Source organism: Gordonia sp. NPDC003950, assembly GCF_053605205.1.
In genome coordinates, this window is the sequence record NZ_JBSGIT010000004.1 from 53,404 (window position 1) to 78,700 (window position 25,297).

Consider the following 25,297-nt stretch of genomic DNA (forward strand, 5'->3'; position numbering starts at 1 on the left):
ATCAGACTCCGAAACCGGCCGGCAGGAACGAGAAGAAGTCACGGGTGACGCCCACGGCGTTGTTCGAATCACCGCCGCGCACAACGAGAGTCGCGAATGCGAGATCTCCGCGGTAACCGGCGAACCAGGCGTGCGACCCACCATCGAACTCCGCCTCACCGGTCTTGCCGTACACCTCACCCTGCCCCGCGATGGCGGTGCCGGTGCCGGAGACCACGACCTCGCGCATCATCGGCCGCAATTGGCCCACGACGTCGGGGTTGAGTTCCGCCGACGGCCCGCTCACCTGTGTGGTGCGGCCCAGGATCAATTGCGGGACAGGCAGTGTGCCGTTGTTGGCGACGGTCGCCGCGACGAGCGCCATGCCGAACGGGCTGACCAGGTCCCGGCCCTGCCCGAAGCCGTCCTCGGTCCGCGCCACCAGATCGCTCTCGATCGGTACCGACCCGGTGGCCGTGGCCAGGCCGGGGATGTCGTAGTTGCGTCCGATACCCATCGCCGCGGCCGCATGCGGCAGATCCGACGGCCCCATCTCGCTCGCGAGTTTGGCGAAGGTGGTGTTACACGATTGCGCGAAGGCGCGCAGCAGACTGACCGGCCCCAACGCGAACCGGTCGTAGTTGGGGATGGTGCGCGGCCCGATGGTCACCTCGCCGGGGCACCCCACCGTCGAATCCGGGTGCACCATTCCGGCATTGAACGCCGCCGCCGAGGTCACCATCTTGAAGGTGGAGCCCGGTGGGTACAGGCCGGTGGTCGCGATCGGTCCGTGGGCATCGGCGGCCGGGTTCTGCGCGACCGCCAGGATACGGCCGGACGACGGCTGGATGACGACCATGGCGATCTGGAAGGCGTTGGTGGCGTTGACCGCTCGTTGCGCCGCGTCCTGCACCTGACGGGACAGACTCAGCGACACCGCAGGCGACGGCTCGGCCGCGTGGTCGGTGAGGGTGTCGGCGTCCAGGCCGTTCGGATTGACGGTGACGATCTGCCAGCCGGACCGCCCGGCGAGTTCGCCGTCGACGACGCTGCGCACCCCGGTCAGGAGTGCGGGCGCGAAGGCGGGGTTGGTGGGGACCAGTTCGGCCTGCTCGTTGTGGACCACGCCGGGGATCGCCAACTGGTCGCGCAACCGGTCGAAGTCGGCGGTGGACAGGCGGGTGATCGGGTACTGCCCGTCGTCGGCGGTCGATTCCTCCGCGATCTTCTGCGCGTTGAGGGTCGGGTCGACGGGTGCCAGCACGTCGACGAGGCGGGTCACCGAATCACCGACGGACCCTTGGGCCGCTGCGGCTTTCGCGTCGAAGTTGATGCCGACGACGGTGCCGTTGACCATCACTTCCGAACCGTCGGCCTCGTTCACGGTGGCCCGCGGCGCGGCGGTGGTGCGCAGGACGAGCCGTTGATCCGCACCGAGGTTCGGGTGGATGTCGGTGGAGGTCCACCGCACCTGCCAGCCGCGTGAATCCGACCGGACCGCCTTGATGGTCGCGTCGTAGCGCCACTCCCTCGCATCGGCCAACCGCCACGTGTAGGCGACGTCGATGTCGGCGGTGTCCTGCGTGACGTCGGCCCGGCCGGTCCGCCCGGTCACCGACTCGGCGGCCAGCCCATCCCAGGCCGAACGCAACGCGGCCGCCGCCGACTGCGGATTGTCGGTCTGTGCGGCGGCGCCGGCGATGTCGCCGCGGCTGTAGGCGGACAGGAAGTCGTCGACGGCACCACGCGGTCCGTCGTCGGCCGAACTGCAGGCCGTCGCCGCGCCGACGACGAGCACAGCGCTGATCAGCATGGCCAGGATCAAGGCCGCTCTGCGCGTCGGGAATTCCATCGCTGCCGATCCTAGGGTCGGCGGCACCCGGAATCCGGGAGCCACGCGGCGCCAAAGGCTGTGACTCTGCGATCTTCTCGGCCCACCGACGTGCCGAACGGGCACCGCGGCCGATCAGTCGATGAGCACCGTGGCGAACGTGCCCACCTGGGTGAACCCGACGCGGTGGTAGACGGCCTGGGCCGGCAGGTTGAAGCTGTTGACGTAGAGGCTGGGAATGCGCCCGTAGGCGGCGACCGCGGCGGCCACGGCGGCGGTACCGGCGGCGCCGTACCCACGCCCACGCATCTGCGGGTCCACCCAGACACCCTGGATCTGGCCGACCGCCCGTGACATCGACCCGATCTCGGCCTTGAACACGACCTCACCGTCGTCGAAGCGCGCGAACACCCGGCGCGCCGCGATCAGCGACGCGAGACGACGGCGATAGGACCGGCCACCGTCGCCGGCACGCGGATCCACGCCGACCTCACCGATGAACATGTCGACGGCCGCCGGCAGGTAGGCCTCGAGGTCGTCGGGGGTGACCAGCCGAACCGCGGGGTCGGGTTCGACGGCGGGCGGGCCGTAGAGCGCCATCAGCGGCTGGGTGGGACGGACCTCACGGGCCTGCCCCCAGACCGGCGTGATGTTCTCCCACAGGGTCAACGCCAGATCGGTGTCCCCGACGATCGAGGAGCAGACGCGGGCCCCCGAAGTCGCACGGTCGGCGAAGTACGCCATGTCGGCCAGCGATCCCCGGATCGGGATGAGGTTGGCACCGGAGAAACACAGCGACGATTCGGGATGACCGGCCGACCACATCTCCCCACCGAGCATCCGGGGTTCGATGCCGTGGGACTCGAAGCGCGCGGCGACCATGCAGTTGGCGACCGGGTCGGCGTTGAGGACACGACTGACCGCGGGTGCGTCCCGCGCTCCGAGCGGCTTGTCGCCCAGCAGCTTCAGCACCGCTGCTCCTTCGCTCCCGTAGCCCTGCGCGACCCTACGAGACGGTCACGACCGGCGGCCCGACCGGCGCGCCCTCACCAGTGTCCCCTGATTCCTCGGCAATTCGCAGCGCTTCTTCGATCAGAGTCTCGACGATGTCGGCCTCGGGGACGGTCTTGATGACCTCCCCCTTGACGAAGATCTGACCCTTGCCGTTGCCCGACGCCACGCCCAGGTCGGCTTCGCGTGCCTCGCCCGGACCGTTGACGACGCAGCCCATCACCGCCACCCGCAGGGGTACCTCCATACCCTCGAGTCCGGCGGTCACCGCGTCGGCGAGCTTGTAGACGTCGACCTGGGCGCGCCCGCACGACGGGCAGGAGACGATCTCCAGCTTGCGGGGACGCAGGTTGAGCGACTGCAGGATCTGATCGCCGACCTTGATCTCCTCGGCGGGCGGCGCCGACAGCGACACCCGGATGGTGTCGCCGATGCCCTGGCTCAGCAGCGCCCCGAACGCGACCGCGGACTTGATGGTGCCCTGGAATGCGGGACCGGCCTCGGTGACGCCGAGGTGCAGCGGGTAGTCGCATTGGGCCGCGAGTTGGCGGTAGGCCTCGACCATGATGACCGGGTCGTTGTGCTTCACCGAGATCTTGATGTCGCCGAAGCCGTGCTCCTCGAACAGGCCCGCTTCCCACAGCGCCGACTCCACCAGCGCCTCCGGGGTGGCCTTGCCGTACTTCTGCATGATGCGTTTGTCCAGCGATCCGGCGTTGACGCCGATGCGGATCGGGATGCCGGCATCCCCGGCGGCCTTGGCGACCTCCTTGACCCGGCCGTCGAATTCCTTGATGTTGCCCGGGTTCACGCGCACCGCCGCACACCCGGCGTCGATGGCGGCGAAGATGTACTTCGGCTGGAAGTGTATGTCGGCGATCACCGGGATCTTGGACTTCTTGGCGATGATCGGCAGGGCGTCGGCGTCCTCCTGACGCGGACACGCCACGCGGACGATGTCACAACCCGACGCGGTCAGTTCGGCGATCTGCTGCAGTGTCGCGTTGATGTCATGGGTCTTGGTGGTGGTCATCGACTGCACCGAAATGGGGTGATCGCTGCCGACGCCGACCGAGCCGACCTGGATCTGGCGGGTCGTGCGTCGGGGGGCCAGCACCGGCGGCGGCGCCTCGGGCATGCCGAGGCCGATCGCGATCGGGCCGGACGAGTTCGGGTCAGGGGCGGACATCGCGTTCTCCTGCGGGCGTGTCGAGGGGTGCGAGGCGGGCTCGCTGGGCTGGGAGGGCAACCATCAGTTGGGGATGGTGATCGGATTGATGATGTCGGCGGTCAGCGTCAGCACCATGAATCCGGCCATCACGACCACCACCGCGTAGGTCAGGGGCAGCAGCTTGTAGTAGTCGACCGGACCGCCCGGGGCCCGGCCGAACCACCGACGCACCGTGTCACGTCCCTTCTCGTACCCGACGATGGCCATGTGTCCACCATCCAAGGGTAATAGCGGGACGAGGTTGAACAGTCCGAGGAAGAAGTTGATGCTGATCAGCAGCAACAGGAAGGTGTCCCACAGGCCCCGTTCGGCGGCCTGACCGCCCAGCACGGTGGCGCCGTACACGCTGACCGGGGTGTCCGGGTCGCGTTCACCACCGGTGACCGCGATCCACAGATTGTGCACCTTCGTCGGCATCGACAGCAGCGCATTCCAGGTCTGATGTGCCAGTTCGGCGGTGAACACCGCGGATCCGGGCAGGATCGTCAGCACGTTGTAGTGCTTCCACAGCGGGGGCTGCTCGAAGGTGATCCCGACCCGGTTGATGGATCGGCTCGTCGTGGCACCGGCCTTGTCGGTGGTGTTGATCGTCACCGGCTGCGGGGTCATCACGGCGGTGAAGTCGCTGCCGTCGCGACGCACTGTGAGTTCGACCGGACCGACGCTCTGCTGGATCTTCGGGGTCAGGTCCGATGCGGTGTCCACCGGAGTGCCGTTGACGGCGACGATCTGGTCACCGGTGCGCAGTCCAGCCGCACCGGCCGGCCCGCTGCCCGCGCAGGGCGCTTCGGTGGCGGAGTTGCCGGCATCGACCGTGATGGTCGGGGTGACGCAGGAGATCTTGGCGACGGTGGTGCCGGTGGCCGGCGGCGACAGATCGGGCAGACCCCAGACCAGGCCGGCGATCACGATCAGGACGAATCCGAGGATGAAGTTCTGCGCGGGACCGGCGAACAGCACGACGAGCCGTTTCCACGGCTTCTGCCGGTACATCGCGCGCTCACGCTCGTCGGCGGTCAGTTCCTCATGCGGGGTCATGCCGGCGATGTCGCAGAACCCGCCGAACGGCAGGGCCTTCACGCCGTACTCGGTCTCGCCGCGGCGCGTTGACCACAAGGTGGGGCCGAAGCCGACGAAGTAGCGTCGGACCTTCATCCCGGTCCTCTGTGCGGCCCACATGTGACCGCACTCATGCCACGCGATCGACGCGAGCAACGCGAGGGCGAACAGCACCACCCCGATCGCAAAAACCACTTCTCGACTCTCCTGTTGATTACTGATCCCTGTGCCGGGCCTCAAGCCCGGCGCGGTGCCGCGACCAGCTCCGCCGCACGGACCCGCGCCCAGGTGTCTGCGGCGAGGACCTCGTCCACAGTACCCGGGGTCGCACGCCACTGATCGGCGTCGTCGAGCACACGACCGATCACCTCGACGATGCGGGGAAAGGCGATCTCACCGGCGAAGAAGCCGGCCGCCGCGGCCTCGTTGGCGGCGTTGTACACCGCAGTCAGGCTGCCACCGGCCCTACCGGCACGCCGGGCCAGCTCGATCGCCGGGAACACCTCGTTGTCGACGGGTTCGAAGGTCCACGCCGAGGCCGTGGAGAAGTCACAGGCCTGCGACGATCCGGGCACCCGGTCCGGCCAGCCCAGAGCCAGCGCGATGGGCAGTTTCATCGACGGCGGGGACGCCTTGGCGATGGTCGCACCGTCGACGAAGGTCACCATGGAATGCACGATCGACTGGGGGTGGACGGTGACGTCGATGCGGTCGTAGGGCACGTCGAACAGCAGGTGCGCCTCGATCACCTCGAGGGCCTTGTTGACCAGCGTCGCCGAGTTGAGGGTGATCATCGGCCCCATTGACCACGTCGGATGCCGACCGGCTTGCTCGGGGGTGACATCCTCGAGTTGCGCGGCGCTCCACCCGCGGAACGGCCCACCGGAGGCGGTGAGCACCAACCGATCCACCTCGTCCGCGGTCCCCGCCCGCAGGCACTGGGCGATCGCGGAATGCTCCGAATCGACCGGCACGATCTGGCCGGGTGCGGCGGCCCGCAGCACCAGCGCACCACCGGCGACCAGCGATTCCTTGTTGGCCAACGCGAGTCGCGCACCCGATTCGAGTGCGGCGAGGCTCGGCCGCAGTCCGATCGATCCGACGACGGCATTGAGGACGACATCGGCCTCGACTGTCTCGATGAGCCGGCACATCGCATCCGCGCCGCCGAGGACGCCGTCACCGAGTTCGGCGCTCAGCGCCTGGGCCGCCGCCGGATCGGCGACCGCGACCGCCGCCGCGGGTACGCCGTGCTCCCGCGCCTGACGTGCGAGGATGTCACGATTGCCACCCCCGGCGCCGAGCCCGACCACCGAGAACCGGTCGGGATGTTCGGTGATCACGTCGAGGGCCTGGACCCCGATCGATCCGGTGGAACCGAGGATGAGCACGCGCGTCGTCACACGTTCATTGTGGCCGACGGCCGCGACGGGTCACTGCCACCCTTGCCGACGATGCGGGCTCGAGGTCAGCCGCGGACGCCGCCCGGCGCCGGATGCACCGTGCGCCAGTGTTCGGCGATGTCGATGCGGCGGGTGATCCAGACATCGTCGTGGGATTGGACGTGATCGAGGAAGCGCTCCAGGCTCGCCAGCCGGGCGGGCCGCCCGACGAGCCGACAATGCAGACCCACCGAGAGCATCTTGGGTGACCCCTCGACGCCTTCGCGGTAGAGCACGTCGAACGCGTCGCGGAGATGGGCGAAGAACTGCTCCCCCGACGGAAATCCGCCGGGCGAGGCGAACCGCATGTCGTTGGTGTCGAGGGTGTAGGGCACCACCAGGTGATCGACCGCCCCGGTGACCGACCCGTCGGTGCGCGGAACCTTCACCCAGTAGGGCAGATCGTCGGCGTAACTGTCGGAGTCGTAGACGAAACCACCCTGTTCGACCACGAGGGACCGGGTGTTGGGCGAATCGCGACCGGTATACCAGCCGAGCGGCCGCGCCCCGGTGATCTCGGTCAGGACGTCGATCGCGGTGCGCATGTGCTCGCGTTCGACGTGTTCGTCGACCATCTGATAACTCAGCCACCGGTAGCCGTGGCAGGCGATCTCGTCGCCGCGTTCGACAAAGGCCGCGGCCGCCTCCGGGTTGCGGGCCATCGCCTGGGCGACCGCGAAGATCGTCAACGGAAGACCACGACTCTCGAAGGTCCGCAGGATGCGCCACACCCCGGCCCGCGACCCGTATTCGTAGAGCGATTCCATACTCATGTGCCGGTTCGGAAAGGATTGGGCACCAATCATTTCCGAGAGGAATGTCTCGCTGCCGCGATCGTTCTCGAGGACATTGTTCTCGCTGCCCTCCTCGTAGTTGAGGACGAACTGCACCGCGATCTTCGCGCCACCCGGCCACTGCGGGTCCGGCGGCGTCGGACCGTATCCCACCATGTCGCGTGGGTAGTCCTCGGAGCGATGGTCGGCGAGTGAGCGAGACGGTGGATGCATGGCCAGATTCTTACACCGATCCGACGTCGGCACCCGTCGGCGTGGGGAGTGCAACACCGCGTGGGTCGGGCCGCTATGCTTTCCCAGAGCAGAACTACTACCGACCGTCGAAGATCCCTCCGGAGGGCTTCGGCGCCCGCAGTGAGGAGCCAGGCGTGGCAAGCACCGATGTGGAGCACAGCGACGACATCGACACCGGTTGGGTGCACGAACCCGCCGATGCGCCGTCGGCGCGGTTCGGGTGGCACGGCACCGCGACCAAGACCTTCTACATCGCCGGATGGCTGAGCGTGATCCTGCTTCTGCTCATGTTCTTCGGCAATCACGTGGGGCACGTCGAGGACATCTGGCTGGCCGTCGCCGCAGCGGTGCTGGCGGTCTTCCTGCTGCGTGCGATGTTCGCCAAGAAGAAGTGGAGCTAGTCCCCTCCTCCAGACGTCACAGAGCCCGGCCGGTGATCACCGGCCGGGCTTTGATCGTTTATCCGGTCGTGTCGCCCGGGCCCGGAGGTTCTATTTCTCCTCGGCGGCGAGCTGACCGCAGGCTGCCGCGATCTCCTGCCCGCGGGTGTCGCGCACCGTGCAGGAGACACCCTGCTCGCGGACCCGTCGCACGAACTCCCGTTCCACCGGTTTGGGACTGGCGTCCCACTCCGAGCCCGGGGTCGGGTTCAGCGGGATGAGATTGACGTGGACCAGCGAACCGAGCGCCTTGTGCAGCTTCTTCCCCAGCATGTCGGCGCGCCACGGCTGGTCGTTGACATCCCGGATGAGGGCGTACTCGATCGACACGCGACGACCGCTCGAGTCGGCGTAGTACCGCGCGGCGTCGAGGACCTCGGCCACCGACCAACGGTTGTTCACCGGGACCAGGGTGTCGCGCAGTTCGTCGTCGGGGGTGTGCAGGGACACGGCGAGCGTGACCGAGAGTTTCTCGTCGGCCAGGCGCCGGATGGCCGGCGCCAGACCGACCGTCGACACCGTCACCGATCGCGCCGAGATCCCCAGCCCGGCGGGCGCCGGCGAGGTGATCTGGCGGACCGCGCTGACCACGCGTTTGTAGTTCGCGAGGGGCTCACCCATTCCCATGAACACGACGTTGGACAGTCGGCCCGGTTCGCCGAACTCGCCGTCGCGCAGCGCCCGGGCGGCGGCGCGCACCTGGTCGACGATCTCGCCGGTGGACAGGTTGCGGTCGAGGCCACCCTGCCCGGTCGCGCAGAACGGGCAGGCCATACCGCAGCCGGCCTGACTGGAGATGCACAACGTGTTGCGGTCGGGATAGCGCATCAGCACGCTCTCCAGCAGGGTGCCGTCGTGCAGCCGCCACAGGGTCTTGCGGGTGCTGTCGTCGTCGCAGGAGATGTGCCGGACCGGGGTGAGGAGCTGCGGGAACAGTGCCGCACCGACCTTCTCACGAGCGGCGGCGGGCAGGTCGGTCATCTCGTCGACGGCGCCGTTGAGGCGGCCGTAGTACTGGCGGGCGAGCTGATCGGCGCGGAATCGCGGGAGCCCGATCTCGCCGAGGGCCGCCACACGGTCCGCCGGGTCGAGATCGGCGAAGTGTGTCGGCGGACGCCCACGCTTGGGCGCGTCGAACACGAGTGGCAATGACGTCATACCACCATTGTCGCATGTCATGATGGGTGCATGACGAGTCCCGATCCGCAAGGTCCGGCGGCGCCGGATAGCTCTGCCGGAACTACCGACCCCGCCACCCCCGATGTGGACAGCCACGCACTGATCGACGAGCGCGACGCGCTGCGCAGACAAGTGAAGAAGGTCGAGCACACGCGGACCCGCGCCACCTTCATCGGCCTGGTGATCGGGGCCGTCATCACCGTCCTGCTGTTGGTATTCATCCTGCAGAATCTCGAAAAGCAGCAGATCACGTTCCTCGCGTGGCATGTCACGCTACCGATGGGCGTGAGTCTGCTGATCGCCGCCATCGCCGGAGCGTTGATCGTCGCGCTGGTCGGCGGACTCCGGATGATTCAGCTCACCCGGGCACTGAAGAAGGCCAAGAAGTAAAGGCCGAGAAGTAACCGTCGAGACGGCGTCATCTACAGCAGGGTCGTCTATAGCAGGGCGGTGAGCACCGCCCACACGATGAACGCCGACGGCAACAGCGAGTCGAGGCGATCCATGATGCCGCCGTGGCCGGGGAGCAGGGTTCCCATGTCCTTGATCGCGAGATCGCGTTTGATCTGCGATTCGACGAGGTCACCGAGGGTTGCGCAGATCACCAGGACCGGACCCAGGATGACGCCCACCCACCAGGCGTTGTCGAGCAACAGCATCACGCATCCGACCGCGCCCGCGGTCCCCACCACGAACGAGCCGACGAGGCCCTCCCACGACTTCTTCGGACTGATCGCCGGCGCCATCGGATGCTTGCCGAAGAGCACTCCCGCGGCGTAGCCGCCCACGTCGGAGCACACGACCACGACCATCAGGGTGGCGACCCGGGCGGCCCCGTGGTCCTGGGTGACCATGACGACGCCGAACGACGCCAACAGTGGGAGCCACGCCAGCACCAGGATCGACACGGCGAGGTTGCGCAGATAGTTTTCCGGCGCGTGAGTGATGCCCTGCGACAACAGTTTCCACACCATCAGCACGAGCACGGTCGCGACGAATGCCACCAGGATGCCGGTCGTTCCCCACGGCCAGCTCGACCACACAATGGCCTGCCCACCGATCAGCAGCGGCCAGAACGCGACGTCATAGCCGCCGCCGCGGAGCCGTTTGGTGACCTCCCAGGTGGCGATCGCGAAGGCCACCGAGACGACGCCATACCAGACCATCGGCGCGAACAACAGGATGAGGATGATGGTGACACCCAGGGTCACACCGACCCCGATGGCCGCCGGCAGGTCCCGACCGGCGCGTGACTTCTTCGGGGCCGCTGCCGCCGAATCCGCCGGTGACTCGGCCTCCCGACTATCCGAAGTCCCGTCCGTCCCCGACGGCTGCGCCGACGATTCGTGTGGCATTGCTGTGGTGTCCGCCTGTCATCTCCGCTGAGTCGAGGTGCGTTGCGAGGTTGAGGTGTCGGGTTGAGGTCGTCGGGTCCCCGGGTCCCGACTCACCAGGGGTTCGTGATCCTCACACCTCGAGGAGTTCGGACTCCTTGTGCTTGACCAACTCGTCGACCTGATGAACGTAGTCGGCGGTGGTCTTGTCGATTTCCTTCTCCGCCCGCACGACCTCGTCCTCGCCGGCCTCGCCGTCCTTCTGGATGCGCTTGAGCTCCTCGACGGCCTTGCGCCGGACGTTGCGGATGGCCACCTTCGCGTCCTCACCCTTGCCCTTGGCCTGCTTGACGAGATCCTTGCGCCGATCCTCGGTGAGCTGCGGGATCGACACCCGGATCAGCGAACCGTCGTTGGTCGGGTTGACCCCGAGATCGGAGTTGCGGATCGCGGTCTCGATGTCGCGGAGGGTCGACGCCTCGTAGGGCTTGATGACCACCAGTCGGGCTTCGGGGGTGGTGATGCCGGCCACCTGCGTGATCGGGGTGATGGCGCCGTAGTACTCGATGGTGACCTTGTTGAACATCGCCGGATTGGCTCGGCCGGTCCGGATGGAGCCCATGTCGTCCTTGGCGACGGCAACGGCCTTCTCCATCTTCTCCTCGGCATCGAGCAAGGTGTCGTCGATCATGTGTTGAGTTCCCTGGTTCTGGTGTGTGGTGGGTGGTCGCGAAGGTGTGCGGGGCTCAGGTGCTCACGAGTGTCCCGATCGGTTCACCGGCCACCGCCCGGGCGATGTTGCCGCGCTCCAGCAGATTGAACACCAGGATCGGCATCTTGTTGTCCATGCAGAGACTGAACGCGGTCGCGTCGGCGACCTTGAGTTCGCGGTCGAGGACCTCGCGGTGACTGATCTCGCGGAACAGGGTCGCGTCGGGATCGACCTTCGGGTCGGCGCTGTAGACACCGTCGACGGCCTTGGCCATCAGCACCACCTCGGCCTTGATCTCGAGGGCGCGCTGGGCGGCGGTGGTGTCGGTGGAGAAGTACGGCATGCCCATACCGGCGCCGAAGATGACAACCCGGCCCTTCTCGAGGTGACGCTGCGCCCGCAACGGCAGGTACGGCTCGGCGACCTGACCCATCGTGATGGCCGTCTGGACTCGCGTGGTGACCCCGCGCTTCTCCAGGAAGTCCTGCAGCGCAAGGCAATTCATGACGGTCCCGAGCATGCCCATGTAATCCGAGCGGGCCCGGTCCAGGCCGCGCTGCTGCAGTTCGGCGCCGCGGAAGAAGTTGCCGCCACCAATGACGACGGCCACCTGCGCCCCGGACTCCACCACTTCGGCGATCTGATCGGCGACGGTGGCCACCACGTCGGGATCCAGTCCGACCTCTCCCCCGCCGAACATCTCACCGCCGAGCTTGAGGAGCACCCGGTGGAAACCGGAACGCTCGGACTGCTGGGGATCAGGGGATTGCATCATCTACTTCCTCACTGACAGCCGACGGTGGTGGGCCGCATGCGATCCGCGCGGGCGGTGCACACGACCTTCTCGAATCATCTTAGGGCGTGCCCGATTGCCGCTCTGACGCGACGACCCCGTGTCCACGAGAAGTGCGGACACGGGGTCGTCGTGCGATCAGGGCCGATCAGGCCTGGCCGACCTCGAAGCGGGCAAAACCGTTGACGGTCACACCGGCCTCGTCGAGGAGTGCCTTGACGGTCTTCTTGGAGTCCTGCACCGACGGCTGGTCGAGCAGCACGACATCCTTGTAGAAGCCGTTGACGCGACCTTCGACGATCTTGGGCAGCGCCTTCTCCGGCTTGCCCTCGGCCTTCGCGGTCTCCTCGGCGATGCGACGCTCGTTCTCGATGATGTCGGCGGGGACCTCATCGCGGGTGGCGTAGCGCGCCTTGAGCGCGGCTACCTGCATGGCGGCGGCACGCGCGGCCTCGGCCGCAGCGTCGCCCTCACCGGTGTAGGACACCAGCACACCAACGGCCGGCGGAAGATCCGAGGCACGCTTGTGCAGGTAGATCGCGACCGGGCCGTCGTAGTAGGCGACGCGACGCAGTTCGAGCTTCTCGCCGATCTTGGCCGAGAGTGCCTGGACGGCGTCGGCGACGGTCCCGTCGCCGAGCTTGGCGGCCTTGAGTTCGTCGACATCGCTGGTCTTGGCGGCGATCGCGGCCTCGACGACCTGGTCGGCAAGCGCCTGGAACTCGGCGTTCTTGGCGACGAAGTCGGTCTCGGAGTTGATCTCGACCATGACGCCGTCACGAGCGGCGACGAGGCCCTCGGCGGTGGACCGCTCGGCACGCTTGCCGACGTCCTTGGCGCCCTTGATGCGCAGTTCCTCGACGGCCTTGTCGAAGTCACCGTCGTTGTTCTCGAGGGCCTTCTTGCAGTCCATCATTCCGGAGCCGGTGAGCTCGCGGAGACGCTTCACGTCCGCTGCGGTGTAGTTCGCCATCGTTGGCGAGCCTCCTTTAGGAAAAGAGTGTCGATGTGTCTGGTGACCTGCGCGCCCGGGATACCGGGCGCGCAGGTCGACGACGTGGACCCGATCAGGTCAGGACGCCGGGGTGGCGCCACCCTCGGCGGGTGCAGCCGCCTGGGTCAGCAGTTCCTGCTCCCACTCGGCGAGCGGCTCGCCGCCACCGGCCTCCGGCTTGGAGTCGTCGGAGGACTGGCCGGCGCGGGCCTGGACGCCTTCGGCGACGGCCGAGGCGACCACGCGGGTGAGCAGGGCGGCGCTGCGGATGGCGTCGTCGTTGCCCGGGATCGGGTAGTCGACGAGGTCGGGGTCGCAGTTGGTGTCGAGGATCGCGATGACCGGGATGTTGAGCTTGCGTGCCTCACCGACAGCAATGTGCTCCTTGTTGGTGTCCACCACCCAAATGGCGGACGGCACCTTGGCCATATCGCGGATACCACCGAGTGTCCGCTCGAGCTTGTTCTTCTCGCGGGTCAGCATCAGGATTTCCTTCTTGGTGCGACCCTCGAAGCCACCGGTCTGCTCCATGGTCTCGAGTTCCTTGAGACGCTGCAGACGCTTGTGCACGGTCTGGAAGTTGGTGAGCATGCCACCGAGCCAACGCTGGTTGACGTACGGCATGCCGACGCGGGTGGCCTCGGCGGCGATGGATTCCTGGGCCTGCTTCTTGGTGCCGACGAACAGGATGGTGCCGCCGTGGGCGACGGTCTCCTTGACGAACTCGTACGCCTTGTCGATGTAGGTCAGCGTCTGCTGCAGGTCGATGATGTAGATGCCGTTACGGTCGGTGAAGATGAATCGCTTCATCTTCGGGTTCCAACGGCGGGTCTGATGCCCGAAGTGTGCGCCGCTGTCCAGCAGCTGCTTCATGGTTACGACAGCCATGAGTGTGTTCATTCCTTTGTGCGCAGTTGACGTCGACACCGGGTGGCGTCGACCCTGGCGTCTGCGTCCACGCGGACCCGGGAGGCCGGGACCGCCGCGCGGAGGTGTTCGGGGCCGCAGTGCGGCGAACGGGTGCAGACGCGCGAAGTCACCCCGCCGAAGCGAGGTGCTCTGGCAAGTCTACGCGCGCGCATGCCGGTCTCCAAAAAGCCCGAAATCTCCCCGAAATTTCTCGGCCGGCGATGGAGCCGAATGCCCCCGGCGTGCGTCTGATCTGTTGTGACCCGTTCTGCAGATTCTGCGACATACAACGACGCAGCGCATCTCGGCGCCGACGACGACGATGCCGTGACGCCGCCACGGCCATCACGAGCGGTGGTCGTGATCCGGCATCTGACGGCGGTGCTCGTCGAGCTGCTGGTCGTCGCGTCGATGATGCTGCTGATGCCCGGCGTCGTCGGTGCCGCCCCGACCCCGGTGTCCCCGATCCCGGTGTCCCCGCGCGGTTACTCGGCGCCGCTGTCGCCGCGGCCGACGGTGGTCCGCGGCTTCGACAATCCCCCGCAGCGGTGGCAAGCCGGTCACCGTGGGGTCGACCTGGCGGCATCGACGGGTGCGGTGATCCTGGCGGCCGGCGACGGTGTCATCCGGTTCGCCGGGATCGTGGCGGGCAAACCGTCGGTGTCGATCGAGCACGATGACGGGGTGATCACCACCTACGAACCGGTCCACGCGAGCGTGCGACGCGGCACCCTGGTGCAACGCGGCGAGCCGATCGGCAACGTCGAGGCCGGTCATCCGGGCTGCGACGCGGCCGCCTGTCTGCACTGGGGCGCGCGCCGCGGAGCCGGTCACGTGGCCCAGTATCTCGATCCCCTGGCGTTGTTGGGTGCGGTCCGGGTGCGGCTCAAGCCGCTCGGCGGGTGAGACCACGTTTGTTGGGCGACCAGGATTTTGCTGCGCGACCAGGGTTTTGCTGCGCGACCAGGGTTTGTTCGGCGACCGGGCTTGTTGAGCTAGGCCCGCGGATGTGCCTGCCGGTGCGCGGCACGCAGGCGTTCGACGCTGACGTGGGTGTAGACCTGGGTCGTCGCCAGCGACGAATGTCCCAGAAGTTCCTGGACGACTCGCAGGTCCGCACCGCCTTCGAGGAGATGCGTCGCGGCGCTGTGGCGCAGACCGTGGGGTCCCATGTGCGGGCCGCCGGCCGCGGCGACCGCCGAGGAGACGACCGCCCGCGCGACCCGCTGGTTGAGTCGGCCGCCCCGGGCGCCGAGCAGCAGAGCCGACCCGGAGGCGGCGGTGGCCAGCGCCGGCCGTCCGGCGGCCAGCCACCGCTGCAACGCGCGCGCGGCGGGCACACCGTAGGGCACACTGCGCTGCTTGTTCCCCTTGCCGATGACCCGCAGCACCGCCCGCGCGTCGTCGACGTCGGCGAGGTCGAGACCGCACAGCTCGCCCACCCGGATTCCGCTGGCGTAGAGCAGCTCGGTGATCACGCGGTCACGCAGCACGATCGGATCGTCGGGGTCGGCGTCGCCCTCAGAGTCCTCGGCACCCGGCGCCGCGGTGCCGGCGGCGACCGTCGCCGCCTGTTCGGCGGTGAGAACGGCAGGCAACCTCCGATGCGCCTTCGGGGCCTGTAGCCGGGTGGCCGGATCCGCGCCGAGAATCCCTTCGCGAACGGCCCACGCGCAGAACGTCTTTGCCGAGGACACCTGTCGGGCGACCGTTGTCCGCGCGGCTCCCCGACGGGTGTGGTCGGCCAGCCAGGCGCGTAACAGGGCCAGATCGATGTCGCCGACGGGTACGCCGCGCACGCCCGCGAAGCTGATCAGACCGCGCAGATCACCGGTGTACGCACGGATCGTGTGCTCGCTGAGTCCACGCTCGAAGCGCAGATACCGCGCGAATTCCGACACCACCGACTCGGTCATCACCCCAGCACACCCACCGCGCCGCACTCACGCAACCGCACACGCGACGCCGTTGCCGGATCGGTACGACCGCCCGATCCTCCTCGCGCCCGGTTCAGCGCACCAGATTGCGGAGGCGCTGCCCGACGCCGACCTTTTGCTCCCCCTCTTCGGTGGCGCGCAGGTCGGCCTTCCATTCGCGGAAGCCCTCCTCGGTGCGGCCGCGGCGCCAGTATCCGGAAATAGACGCATTCTTCGCACCCACACCACGTTCCTTGCGGATGTAGCCACGCAGATTGTGCATCACCGCCTGCGCCTCGCCGTGGATGAAGACCTGCGGCTCACCGTCGAGCCACTGCGCGCCGCGGACCGCGGCGATCAGCGGAGCGTTGTCCCCGGCACGATCGTCGTCGACCTCACCGGCACCGCCACCCCGATGCACCCAGGTGATCTGCGCCCCGGCGGGGGCGACGAGATCGATCTCGTCCTCGGGACCGGCGACCTCGATGAACACCCGCGCGGTCGCGTCGGCCGGCAGGGCTTCCAGCGCTGCGGCCACCGCCGGCAATCCCGCCTCGTCGCAGGCGAGCAGATGCCAGGGTGCGGCCGGGTTCGGGTGATAGCCGCTGCCCGGCCCGAGGAACCGCACGGTGGTTCCCGGCTCGACCGAGGCCGCCCACGGTCCGGCGAGCCCCTCGTCGCCGTGCACCACGAAGTCGACGAGCAGTTCCCGGCGTTCGGCGTCGACCTTGCGGACCGTGTAGGTGCGCAACGTCGGCTGCTGCTCGGGGGGCAACGACCGCGACGCGCGCGGATCGAAATCCTCTGGGAACTCCACGCCCTCGGGCATGAAGATCAGCTTGATGTACATGTCGGTCTCGCGCAGACCGTCCTTGCCGAGAGCCGGCAAGAAGTCGTCGAACCCATCCCCACCGAAGAACAGCCGCACCATGTGCGGCGTCACCTGCTCACGTCGCAGGACGGTCATCGTATTCACTCGCTTGGCCATGCAGACCTCCTTCTCCCGAACCAGCGTACGCCGAGTTAGGTTTACCTAACTGCGACGGTTGGGTTCTCGCGGAAAGCACACACCGAACACCCACACCCATGGCACGACCTCACGCCAGTCGCCACGTACTGCCGTCGGTGCCGACCAGTCCCCCGAGTTCCATCATCACCAGCGCCACCCGGGTGGCATCGATCTCGACACCCGCGGAGAACGCGATCTCCTCCAGGGTGGCCCCGCCGCGACCGGGAATGGCGTCGTGCACCTGTCTCTGCTGCGCGGTCAGACTGTCGGTGGGCCGGGCCGCTCCGTGATCGGGTGCCCCCAGTCCGTCCGGGCGGACCACCGAGACCAGCGCGTCGACGTCGGCGATGAGTGCGGCACGGCCATCGGCGATCATCTCGTGACAACCCACCGACGTCGCCGAGGTGACCGGTCCGGGTACCGCACCCAGTGGACGTCCGAGCTTGCAAGCCCACGCCGCGGTGCTCACCGCCCCGGACCGCGCACCCGCCTCGACCACCAGGACCGCCGACGACAGGGCCGCGACCAGACGATTACGCGCCAGAAACCGGTGCCGGGCGGCCGTCGTCCCGGGCGTGTACTCCGACACGATCAGCCCGCTCTCGGCGATCGCGGCCAGCAGCCGCGAATGTGCGGCCGGATAGTCCCGGTCGATGCCGCAGGCCATCACGGCCATCGTCGCGCCGTCACACGCGAGCGCGGCACGGTGAGCGGCGACGTCCACGCCGTAGGCCGCACCCGAGACGATGCCCCACCCACGCGACACCAACTGCTCGGTCAGGGTGCCGGTGACGTGGGTGCCGTAGTCCGACGCCGCGCGGGACCCCACCACGGCGATGGATTGCTCGGCGAAGTCGTCCAGTCGCCGAGGACCGCGCACCCACAGCGCCAACGGCACTCCCCCCGCGGATGCCGTGTCCGCCTGATCCAAGGCGAGCAGGGGAAATCCCGGCCACTCGTCGTCGTCCGGGGTCACCAGCCGCGCCCCCACGGCGTCGGCGGCCGCCAACGCCTGCTCCGGCCGGACGGCCGCCGCCCGCGATGCGGTCGGTTTCAATACCGCCCGGTGTGCCGTGGGAACCATGCGGGTACGGATGGCGTCGGCCGCCGCCTCGGCCCCGATGTCGGCCACCAGCGCACCCACCGCGCGGCAGGGCGGTTCGGCCACCGCCACCAGATAGGCCCAGGCGGCGCGTTCGGAGTCATTGCTCGTCATCGATGGATTCCTCGGTCACGGTAGTGAAGGGCCTGTGCCACTTCGTCTTCTCCGGGTGCGGTCTGTCCGGACAGGTCGGCGAGTGTCCACGCGACCCGCAATGCGCGGTCGGCGCCACGGGCGGTGAGTCGACCGTCGCGCATCGCCAGTTCGAGGGGTCGCGTCGCCGACGGCGGCAGACGGAACTCGCGTCGCAGCAGTGGTCCCGGTACCTCGGTGTTGGTACGAAAGCCGCGCCCACTCCACCGCTGGGCCGCCGCTTCCCGGGCGGCCGCGACGCGCGCCCGGATGTCGGCACTCGATTCGCCGGTGTCGGTGGTCAGTGCCGCGTTTCCCGGGGGATCCATGCGCACGCGGATGTCCACCCGATCCATCAATGGTCCGGACAGCTTGCCCAGGTAGCGACGCCGCGTCACCGAACTGCAGACGCACTCGACGTCACGGACCGGGGCACACGGACAGGGGTTGGCGGCCAGGACGAGCTGGAAACGCGCCGGATACACCGCAACCCCGTCACGGCGGGTCACCCGCACTTCGCCCTCCTCGAGCGGTTGACGAAGCGAATCGAGGACCTTGGTGCCCATCTCCGCGCACTCGTCGAGGAACAACACTCCCCGGTGGGCCAGCGAGACGACACCCGGTCGGGCCATGCCGGTTCCGCCGCCGAGCATCGCGGTGAGGGAGATGCTGTGATGGGGATCGATGAACGGCGGTTCGATGACCAGTGGCGAGCCGGGCGACAGCGCACCCGCGATCGAATGAATCGCGGTGACCTGCAGGGATTCATCGGTCGACAGTGGCGGCAGAATCCCCGGCAGCCGACGTGCCAGCATCGTCTTCCCGATCCCGGGCGGACCGGTCATCAGGACGTGATGCCCACCGGCGGCGGCGATCTCGAGAGCGTGCCGGGCCTGTACCTGACCCGCCACATCGGCCATGTCCGCCGGCATCCGCGACGGCGATTGCCGCGGTGCCGCTTCATCGACGGTGTCGAGCACATGGTTGCCGGCGAGCCATCGCACGACCTCGGCGAGGTTGTGCGCGCCACCCACCTCGATCCCCGAGACCAGCGTCGCCTCGGCGATGTTGGCCATCGGCACCACCACCGCGGCCATGCCCGCGGCGCGCGCCTCGATGACCGCGGGCAGCACACCCCGCACCGGCCGGAGGCTGCCGTCCAGAGCGAGTTCACCCACCAGCACGGTGCGGCCGAGCCTGGCCGTCGGCGCCCGGTTGATCGCGGCGAGCACGGCGACCGCCATCGCGAGGTCGTAGGTGGAACCCCGTTTGGGCATTTCGGCCGGCGACAGGCTGATCGTCACCTTCATGTCGGGGAACGAGAATCCCGAGTTGTTGATTGCCGAACGGATGCGTTCCTTGGCCTCGCGCAGCGACGAATCCACGCTGCCGGAGATCGTCACGCCGGGCAGGCCGTGCCCGACATTGGCCTGCACCTCGACCGGGGATGCCTCAAAGGCGTTGAGCCCCACGGAGTTCGTGCACCCGAGCATCCGTGAGGACTCCTCATCCTCACGCCGCGATGGGTCTTCACTCCACGATGTTGACATGGTGCCGCACCCGCGCGCCGTCGGCCGACATCGGATGTGCCGGATCGAGTTGGATGGAGATGATGTCGAATCGGATCTGCTCCCAGTGCCGATCCTGCTGCGCCAACCACATGCGCGTCAGCCGTCGCATCCGCATCAGTTTGTCCCGGGTCACCGCCGCCACGGGATCGTTGAAGATCCGCGACGCGCGGGTCTTGACCTCGACGACCACCAGTCGGCGTCCGTCGGCCGCGATCAGGTCGAGCTCGCCATACCTGTTGCGCCAGTTGCGATCCAGAATGCTCCAGCCGAGACCGCTGACGTAGTCGGCCGCCAGGTCTTCACCCAACCGCCCCACCCCGGCCCGGCGATTGGGCCGGCGATCGGGCCGACGCCTCGGCTCGGGTCCCACCGATTGTGCTGTCATGTCCGACAGCATCACTCACCGCGCCGAGCAGACCGCCCGGATACCTGCCGCGACGGCCGATACCTGTGAATGACTGCGCTTCTGGGGATCACCGCTGGGATGGAACCCGCGGTTCAACCGGTGCGGACGTACCCCCGGCGGACGATCAGACCGCAAAAGCGACACCCCTACAACGACTTTCGTCGCAATCGGCGGATGTCAGGTCACGGTTCGTCGGGCAGCCGTAGTTCGGACTTCTCCAGTTCCTCGATGTTGACGTCCTTGAAGGTCAGCACCCGGACCTGCTTGACGAAACGAGCCGGGCGGTACATGTCCCACACCCACGCATCGCTCATTCGCAGCTCGAAATAGATCTCACCCTCGGGGTTACGCGGCACGACCTCCACCGAGTTGGCGAGATAAAAGCGGCGCTCGGTCTCGACGACGTACGTGAACTGACCGACGATGTCCTTGTACTCGCGGTACAGGGACAACTCCATCTCGGTTTCGTACTTCTCGAGATCCTCAGCACTCATCCTGTAAGCCTATCGCGCGACGTGTCGGCGGATGCGGCAGGAATGTCGCGGATACGCGCGGCGACGTTGCGATACGACATCCGATGCTGGGGCGAGGGTCCGAGTTCGTCCAGACAGTTCATGTGCAGTGCCGTGCTGTAGCCCTTGTGGATCGAGAAGGAGTACCCCGGCAGTTCGGAGTCCATCGCCACCATGATGCGGTCGCGCGTCACCTTCGCCAGGATGCTGGCCGCGGCGATGCAGGCGGCGGCGCCGTCACCGCCGATCACCGGCAGCGACGGGGCGGTCAGTCCGGGAACCGCGAACCCGTCGGACAGGACGTAGCCCGGGGTCACATCCAGACCGGCCACGGCGCGACGCATTCCCTCGATGTTGGCGACGTGGATGCCGATCCGATCGATCTCGGCGGCGTCGATGATCACCACAGACCAGGCGTCGGCGTATCGCGTCACCGAGCGATAGAGCTTCTCGCGCGTTGACTCGGTGAGTTTCTTGGAGTCGTCGAGTTCCGACAACGACACGAGCTGGGTGGGTCGCAGCACGCACGCGGCCACCACCAGCGGCCCGGCGCACGCGCCGCGCCCGGCCTCGTCGACTCCGGCGACCGGGCCGAGACCACTGCGGTGCAGGGCGAACTCGATGGTGCGCAGGCCCGCCGCGCGGCGGATCGGCAGACGGGGTGGCCAGCGACTCATCGTGGATCTGCTATCGACTCGCGGTCACTGCCGTGGGATCACTGCTGGGGGTTGACGGAGTCCACCCCACCCATCCGGGAGAACGGGAAGATGATGAACTGCGTCTTGCCGCGGATGTCGTCGACGGGGACGGTGCCGTCGCTGGTCTCGGTGATGTGGTAGCGCGAATCCGAGGAACGGGTTCGGTTGTCGCCCATCACGAACACGCTGTTCTCGGGCACCACGATCGGGCCGAAGTCCTTGCCGAGGCAACTGTTGAGCTTGCCGTCCTCGCCGATGGCGGTCGGGGTCGCGGTGCCGTCGGCGAGGTTCTGCTCCTGCAGGGCCATGTCGACATACGGCTCTTTGAGAACCTTGCCGTTGACCTTCACACCGACGCCGTCGGCGTTGTGGCATTCGATGGTCTGACCGCCGGTGGCGATGATGCGTTTGACGTAGTCATTCTCGTCGGGAGGCGCGAATCCGAACCACGACAGGCCGTCCTGCAGTCCACGGATCACCGTATTGGAGGATCGGGGTGACACCCATCCGTCCTCGCCCCACGACTCGGGGACCTTGAACACCACGACGTCGCCGGGCGCGGGATCACCGAAGGTGTAGGACAGTTTGTCGACGAAGATCCGGTCGTTCGAGCAACCGGTGCAGCCGATCAGTGTCGGCTCCATCGACTCGGATGGGATGACGTATTGCCGTCCGATGAAGGTCTGCAGAATCCAGCTGATCAGCAGGACGCAGGCGACGATGATGATCGTCTCCCGCAGCAGGGAGCTCTTCTTCTCCGGCTTGTCGCTCTTGGTGCGCCAGGGGCGGGACGCGGAGTCGGCGTCGACGGAATCGTCGCGCGGGACCCGGTCCTCGCCGGCCTCATCGCCTCGGCGGTCAGTGTCAGCCACGTCGCCAGGGTAGACGCGTCAGCGCTTTTCCTTGATCTTGGCGGCCTTGCCGCGCAGATCCCGCAGGTAGTAGAGCTTGGCACGACGCACATCACCGCGGGTCAGAACGTCGATCTTGGCGATGTTGGGGCTGTGCACCGGGAAGGTACGCTCCACGCCGACGCCGAAGGAGACCTTGCGCACGGTGAAGGTCTCGCGGACGCCACCACCCTGGCGACGGATCACGACGCCCTTGAAGACCTGGACGCGCTCCTTGCTGCCCTCGATGACCTTGACGTGCACGTCGAGGGTGTCGCCGGGTCCGAATGCGGGGATGTCGTCGCGCAGGGACTGCTGGTCGAGGATGTCCAGGGTGTTCATGATGGTTGGTCCTTAGGGTGCTAGCTGCGAACAGAGGAACCTGGCGGCCCTCCCCCCACCCGGATCACCCGAGTCGGTGTATGGGTTCGGCCGGTTCGTGCTCCGAGTCATGTGCGCGCCTGCTAGAGACCCCGACCGGGGCCGTCGTCAGGCAACCCGACTATTGTGCCAGACCGACCCGCGTCCGACGAAATCGCGACCTGACCAGCGGTGACGTCGTCACGACCGGGTGGGGTCGATGATGATCGAGGTCACCCCAGCCGTCGCCAGGACGGCCCGCGCCGCCGCCGACGGCGTCGACGGTGAGGCCACCGCGATCGGCTCGTATCCGCGGGCGCGCAGATGGTCGACCACCGCGATCTCCGGTGCCCGCCCGTCACCGGCCAGCTCGTCGGTGGTGCGGACCCGCATCCCGACGCGCAGATAGGGCACCGGATCGCTGGTCCCGACGACCCTCGCGCGTCCCTGGGCCCGATCGTGCCCGATGCCGACGGCCACCTGAACCCAGCCCCCGGCCCGACCGTCGAGGTCGGCGGCCAGAGTCCGGGCGTAGCGCACGAGGTCGTCGTGCTCAGCGCGGGTGAGTTCGAGCGGTTCGTCGTCGTCGGTTCCCGGCTCCCGCCGGTTTCTCCCGGCCGCGGCCGCGGCGCCCACCGCACCCACACCCACCGCACCCACACCCATGGCCCCGAGCCCACCCATCGGCATCATCCCGCTCGTCGCGGCGGCGGGATGTTGCGGATCGTCGGTGGTGGTCGCGGCGGCTCCGTGTGCCGCGGCCTCGTCGGCGTAGTCGTCACTGGCAGCCGTCATCGCCGCTCGTCCCGCACTGGCCGCCCGGACGGCCGGCGTGTCGTCGCCGACCGCAGAGCCGATCATCCCGAGTAGCCGATCGCGATCGGCGATCGTCGCCACGACCGCCATCTTCTGCCGCGTCGTGGTGGTGAGGTTTGCGAAGGCGGCCAGGGTCGTTGCCGAGACGGCGAGCCCGCCGGCGGTCCCGGTCACGTCGTTGGCGAGCCGGGTGGCGGTGTCGAGGGTTGCCTGGTCGAAGGCGCCCGAACCGATCCGGTGATCACGGTGGACGGTCTCGACGGTGTTCGCGACCGCAACCAGTCGCGCAGCGAGCCCGGCGAGTCGCTGCGCGAGCTCACCGATGGCGATGACATCGGTGTCCGGCCACCGATCGGGTGCGAGTTCCTCGGCGATGCGCCGCAGGTCGTCCGGCCCGCTCATGCGGTCCGGTCCACGCTTCGTCGCACGCTATGGGCGGCGGTGTCCTCGGCGGCCTCGACGCCGAGCAGGCCGTAAGCGATCTGTGCGGCCTGGGTGGTCAGGGCGTCGGCGATCGGACCGAGGGCATCGTGCAGCGCGGTGATACCGGGGACGAAGGCGGCGGCAAACGCGGTTGCGCCGACATCGTGTCCGAGCGCTTCGGTGAGTTCGTCGATGATGCGACCGAGGTCCACCCCGATGGCGGTCACCTCGTCGGCGAGTTCGGTCACCTCGCCGACGAGCGTGTGGCCCGCCTCCGGGTCGACCGCGACGCCCTCGGACCGGCTCATGTGCGGTTCCCGCCGGACACGTCCGCGTATCCGGGGACCGTTCCGGCCACCTCCGCCAGGAGGTGTTCACGCTGGTGACGCAGCCGCTGGTCGGCCACGGCGACCAGGTCCGTGATGAGCTCGGCCAACACGGACGCGCGGTGTCGGCGCAGGGCCGCCGGTTCGATCTGCAGGTCGACGAGCAGGCCGCGCGCGTCGACGGTGACCTCGATCAGGCGGTCCGTGCTGACCGCGCGGGCAGTCAGCGTCGCGAGTTGTTCGGCGGCGCTGGCGAGGTCGGCGCGCTGCCGGTCCAGTGTCTCGAGCATCGCCGACCAGTGGGAGTCACCCGGCCGACCCGGGTCACGCGTGTCGTGTGCATCGGACCGTTCATCCACCGTCGTCCCCCCTCGTACCCGCGGGTGAGGCGCTCGGACGCGGGTCGAACGAGCGTAGCCCGAACAGCGGGTTCCCACCGGGAATGCATCCACAGTGGCGACCCCTCTTGCGGAGACGGGGCGTTCGTCGCCGTCAGTCGCCCTTGCCCGGTTCGGCGAGGAGGTCGGGGCGACGCTCACGTGTCCGTTGCAACGACTGCTCGTGGCGGAACCGCGCGACCTTGGCGTGATCGCCGGAGAGCAACACCGGCGGCACGGGCAGCCCCCGCCACGTCTCCGGGCGGGTATAGCTCGGCCCCTCCAGAAGTCCGTCGGAGAACGAATCCTCTTGGTGGGAACGAGGATTGCCGAGGACCCCGGGGATCAACCGCACGGCGGCCTCGATCATGGCGATGGCCGCCACCTCTCCCCCGATGAGGACGAAATCGCCGAGTGAGACCTCTTCGACGCGCACCCGGCGCGCGGCGTCGTCGAAGACCCGCTGGTCGATGCCCTCGTACCGGCCGCACGCGAACACGAGGTGTTCTTCGGCGCTCCAGCGGACGGCGGTGGCCTGCGTGAAGGGCACCCCGGCCGGTGTGGGGACGATGAGCAACGCGTCGTCCGGGCACACTTCGTCCAGTGCGGGACCCCAGACGTCGGGTTTCATCACCATGCCCGGACCGCCGCCGTACGGGGAATCGTCGACGCTGCGGTGCACGTCGTGGGTCCAGGACCGCAGGTCGTGTATCCCGACCTCGATGACGCCACGGTCGATTGCCTTGCCCAGCAGGGCAACTCGCAGCGGCTCGAGGTACTCGGGAAAGATGGTGACGACGTCGACACGCATGCGCGG

At 68.1% G+C, this 25,297-nt stretch carries 28 protein-coding genes; 3 read left to right on the forward strand and 25 right to left on the reverse strand.

Annotated elements, in window-relative coordinates; all coding sequences use genetic code 11:
• Nucleotide 1 precedes the first annotated feature (1 nt).
• The 6 genes from ACWETB_RS04620 to puuE form a co-directional block, all read right to left on the reverse strand.
• Nucleotides 2-1,831 (reverse strand): penicillin-binding transpeptidase domain-containing protein, encoded by a 1,830-nt coding sequence (locus ACWETB_RS04620; protein ID WP_452209587.1) that lies wholly within the window; start codon nt 1,829-1,831, stop codon nt 2-4.
• A 114-nt stretch (nt 1,832-1,945) separates the two neighbouring features.
• Nucleotides 1,946-2,782, reverse strand: a complete 837-nt coding sequence (locus ACWETB_RS04625) for a GNAT family N-acetyltransferase (protein WP_452209589.1) — start codon at nt 2,780-2,782, stop codon at nt 1,946-1,948.
• A gap of 34 nt (nt 2,783-2,816) precedes the next feature.
• Nucleotides 2,817-4,010 carry a flavodoxin-dependent (E)-4-hydroxy-3-methylbut-2-enyl-diphosphate synthase gene (ispG, locus tag ACWETB_RS04630; protein ID WP_449744680.1) on the reverse strand — a complete coding sequence of 398 codons (1,194 nt, stop codon included), beginning with the start codon at nt 4,008-4,010 and terminating at the stop codon, nt 2,817-2,819.
• 63 nt (nt 4,011-4,073) lie between these two features.
• On the reverse strand, nt 4,074-5,306 hold the full coding sequence (locus tag ACWETB_RS04635) for a M50 family metallopeptidase (RefSeq protein WP_449744679.1): 1,233 nt from the start codon (nt 5,304-5,306) through the stop codon (nt 4,074-4,076).
• Nucleotides 5,307-5,347: 41 nt separating this feature from the next.
• Nucleotides 5,348-6,514 carry a 1-deoxy-D-xylulose-5-phosphate reductoisomerase gene (dxr, locus tag ACWETB_RS04640; protein ID WP_452209592.1) on the reverse strand — a complete coding sequence of 389 codons (1,167 nt, stop codon included), beginning with the start codon at nt 6,512-6,514 and terminating at the stop codon, nt 5,348-5,350.
• A 65-nt stretch (nt 6,515-6,579) separates the two neighbouring features.
• Complete coding sequence (gene puuE, locus ACWETB_RS04645; protein ID WP_449744677.1) at nt 6,580-7,560, reverse strand: allantoinase PuuE; 981 nt, start codon at nt 7,558-7,560, stop codon at nt 6,580-6,582.
• 155 nt (nt 7,561-7,715) lie between these two features.
• Here puuE and ACWETB_RS04650 point away from each other — a divergent pair, with 155 nt between their 5' ends.
• On the forward strand, nt 7,716-7,982 hold the full coding sequence (locus ACWETB_RS04650) for a DUF2631 domain-containing protein (protein ID WP_449744676.1): 267 nt from the start codon (nt 7,716-7,718) through the stop codon (nt 7,980-7,982).
• 90 nt (nt 7,983-8,072) lie between these two features.
• On the opposite strand, the gene rlmN is transcribed toward ACWETB_RS04650, so the two are convergent.
• Nucleotides 8,073-9,179 (reverse strand): 23S rRNA (adenine(2503)-C(2))-methyltransferase RlmN, encoded by a 1,107-nt coding sequence (gene rlmN, locus ACWETB_RS04655; RefSeq protein WP_452209594.1) that lies wholly within the window; start codon nt 9,177-9,179, stop codon nt 8,073-8,075.
• A gap of 30 nt (nt 9,180-9,209) precedes the next feature.
• Here rlmN and ACWETB_RS04660 point away from each other — a divergent pair, with 30 nt between their 5' ends.
• Nucleotides 9,210-9,590: a LapA family protein gene (locus tag ACWETB_RS04660; RefSeq protein ID WP_449744674.1), complete on the forward strand. Its 381-nt coding sequence runs from the start codon at nt 9,210-9,212 to the stop codon at nt 9,588-9,590.
• Nucleotides 9,591-9,637: 47 nt separating this feature from the next.
• Here the strand turns inward: ACWETB_RS04660 and ACWETB_RS04665 are convergent, their stop codons facing one another.
• From ACWETB_RS04665 to rpsB, 5 genes are all read right to left on the reverse strand, one after another.
• Nucleotides 9,638-10,555: a phosphatidate cytidylyltransferase gene (locus ACWETB_RS04665; protein ID WP_452209596.1), complete on the reverse strand. Its 918-nt coding sequence runs from the start codon at nt 10,553-10,555 to the stop codon at nt 9,638-9,640.
• Between the two features lie 112 nt (nt 10,556-10,667).
• The gene (gene frr, locus ACWETB_RS04670; protein WP_452209598.1) at nt 10,668-11,225 is read right to left on the reverse strand and encodes a ribosome recycling factor; all 558 of its coding nucleotides are present in this window, start codon (nt 11,223-11,225) and stop codon (nt 10,668-10,670) included.
• A gap of 55 nt (nt 11,226-11,280) precedes the next feature.
• Entirely contained in the window at nt 11,281-12,021 is a 741-nt protein-coding gene (pyrH, locus tag ACWETB_RS04675; protein WP_348803418.1) for a UMP kinase, read from the reverse strand.
• 166 nt (nt 12,022-12,187) lie between these two features.
• Complete coding sequence (gene tsf / locus ACWETB_RS04680; protein WP_452209600.1) at nt 12,188-13,012, reverse strand: translation elongation factor Ts; 825 nt, start codon at nt 13,010-13,012, stop codon at nt 12,188-12,190.
• A gap of 99 nt (nt 13,013-13,111) precedes the next feature.
• Nucleotides 13,112-13,921 (reverse strand): 30S ribosomal protein S2, encoded by an 810-nt coding sequence (gene rpsB / locus ACWETB_RS04685; protein WP_348803415.1) that lies wholly within the window; start codon nt 13,919-13,921, stop codon nt 13,112-13,114.
• Nucleotides 13,922-14,365: 444 nt separating this feature from the next.
• Here rpsB and ACWETB_RS04690 point away from each other — a divergent pair, with 444 nt between their 5' ends.
• A complete protein-coding gene (locus ACWETB_RS04690; RefSeq protein ID WP_452209847.1) occupies nt 14,366-14,848 on the forward strand; it encodes a M23 family metallopeptidase in 483 nt (160 codons plus the stop codon).
• Nucleotides 14,849-14,937: 89 nt separating this feature from the next.
• Here ACWETB_RS04690 and ACWETB_RS04695 read toward each other — a convergent pair whose 3' ends face one another.
• The 13 genes from ACWETB_RS04695 to trmD form a co-directional block, all read right to left on the reverse strand.
• The gene (locus ACWETB_RS04695) at nt 14,938-15,858 is read right to left on the reverse strand and encodes a tyrosine recombinase XerC (protein ID WP_452209603.1); all 921 of its coding nucleotides are present in this window, start codon (nt 15,856-15,858) and stop codon (nt 14,938-14,940) included.
• A gap of 94 nt (nt 15,859-15,952) precedes the next feature.
• Nucleotides 15,953-16,846 carry a siderophore-interacting protein gene (locus tag ACWETB_RS04700; protein WP_452209605.1) on the reverse strand — a complete coding sequence of 298 codons (894 nt, stop codon included), beginning with the start codon at nt 16,844-16,846 and terminating at the stop codon, nt 15,953-15,955.
• A gap of 109 nt (nt 16,847-16,955) precedes the next feature.
• Entirely contained in the window at nt 16,956-18,083 is a 1,128-nt protein-coding gene (gene dprA, locus ACWETB_RS04705; protein ID WP_452209607.1) for a DNA-processing protein DprA, read from the reverse strand.
• Nucleotides 18,080-19,651, reverse strand: a complete 1,572-nt coding sequence (locus tag ACWETB_RS04710; protein WP_452209609.1) for a YifB family Mg chelatase-like AAA ATPase — start codon at nt 19,649-19,651, stop codon at nt 18,080-18,082. Before ACWETB_RS04710 ends, dprA begins: the two co-directional genes overlap by 4 nt.
• Entirely contained in the window at nt 19,632-20,057 is a 426-nt protein-coding gene (locus ACWETB_RS04715; protein ID WP_452209611.1) for a YraN family protein, read from the reverse strand. The genes ACWETB_RS04710 and ACWETB_RS04715 overlap by 20 nt, the downstream gene beginning before the upstream one ends.
• A gap of 203 nt (nt 20,058-20,260) precedes the next feature.
• Nucleotides 20,261-20,572: a DUF2469 domain-containing protein gene (locus ACWETB_RS04720; protein WP_348803407.1), complete on the reverse strand. Its 312-nt coding sequence runs from the start codon at nt 20,570-20,572 to the stop codon at nt 20,261-20,263.
• The gene (locus ACWETB_RS04725; protein WP_452209613.1) at nt 20,569-21,267 is read right to left on the reverse strand and encodes a ribonuclease HII; all 699 of its coding nucleotides are present in this window, start codon (nt 21,265-21,267) and stop codon (nt 20,569-20,571) included. Before ACWETB_RS04725 ends, ACWETB_RS04720 begins: the two co-directional genes overlap by 4 nt.
• 38 nt (nt 21,268-21,305) lie before the next feature.
• Complete coding sequence (lepB, locus tag ACWETB_RS04730) at nt 21,306-22,160, reverse strand: signal peptidase I (RefSeq protein ID WP_452209615.1); 855 nt, start codon at nt 22,158-22,160, stop codon at nt 21,306-21,308.
• A gap of 18 nt (nt 22,161-22,178) precedes the next feature.
• Nucleotides 22,179-22,520 (reverse strand): 50S ribosomal protein L19, encoded by a 342-nt coding sequence (rplS, locus tag ACWETB_RS04735; protein WP_348803404.1) that lies wholly within the window; start codon nt 22,518-22,520, stop codon nt 22,179-22,181.
• Nucleotides 22,521-22,739: 219 nt separating this feature from the next.
• The gene (locus ACWETB_RS04740) at nt 22,740-23,756 is read right to left on the reverse strand and encodes a hypothetical protein (RefSeq protein ID WP_452209617.1); all 1,017 of its coding nucleotides are present in this window, start codon (nt 23,754-23,756) and stop codon (nt 22,740-22,742) included.
• The gene (locus ACWETB_RS04745; RefSeq protein ID WP_452209619.1) at nt 23,753-24,085 is read right to left on the reverse strand and encodes a hypothetical protein; all 333 of its coding nucleotides are present in this window, start codon (nt 24,083-24,085) and stop codon (nt 23,753-23,755) included. The genes ACWETB_RS04740 and ACWETB_RS04745 overlap by 4 nt, the downstream gene beginning before the upstream one ends.
• On the reverse strand, nt 24,082-24,393 hold the full coding sequence (locus tag ACWETB_RS04750) for a YbaB/EbfC family nucleoid-associated protein (RefSeq protein ID WP_452209621.1): 312 nt from the start codon (nt 24,391-24,393) through the stop codon (nt 24,082-24,084). Before ACWETB_RS04750 ends, ACWETB_RS04745 begins: the two co-directional genes overlap by 4 nt.
• Nucleotides 24,394-24,595: 202 nt before the next feature.
• A complete protein-coding gene (gene trmD, locus ACWETB_RS04755) occupies nt 24,596-25,291 on the reverse strand; it encodes a tRNA (guanosine(37)-N1)-methyltransferase TrmD (protein WP_452209849.1) in 696 nt (231 codons plus the stop codon).
• Between the last annotated feature and the right edge of the window lie 6 nt (nt 25,292-25,297).